Raw genomic sequence first — 414 nt, forward strand, 5'->3', positions numbered from 1 at the left:
GTGCTGTCCTCTGCCAAAGTCACCGCTTGATTGCTCAAGGTCGGTGCATCATTAACTGCAGCGACCGTCAAACTCACAGTCGCTTCATTTGAATCGACCGTACCATCGTTGACCACATAGCTGAAGGAATCAACACCATTGTAGTTTGCCGCTGGCGTGTACGTAAAACCACCGTTCGCATTGATCGTGATTGTGCCGTGCGCTGGTTGCGTTACTATGCGAGCAGTTAAGACATCACCATCGATATCTGCCGCTGTGACAAATGGCAGAATCGTGATCGTGCTGTCCTCTGCCAAAGTCACCGCTTGATTGCTCAAGGTCGGTGCATCATTAACTGCAGCGACCGTCAAACTCACAGTCGCTTCATTTGAATCGACCGTACCATCGTTGACCACATAGCTGAAGGAATCAACA

General features: G+C 50.0%; 1 protein-coding gene. It reads right to left on the reverse strand.

Annotated elements, in window-relative coordinates; translation table 11 throughout:
- Positions 1-414: tandem-95 repeat protein (locus H8K55_RS21315; protein ID WP_186944257.1), on the reverse strand; the 414-nt coding region annotated here is incomplete at both ends.

The organism is Affinundibacterium flavidum, assembly GCF_014284175.1.
GTDB classification, from domain to species: Bacteria; Pseudomonadota; Gammaproteobacteria; order Burkholderiales; family Burkholderiaceae_D; genus Undibacterium; species Undibacterium flavidum.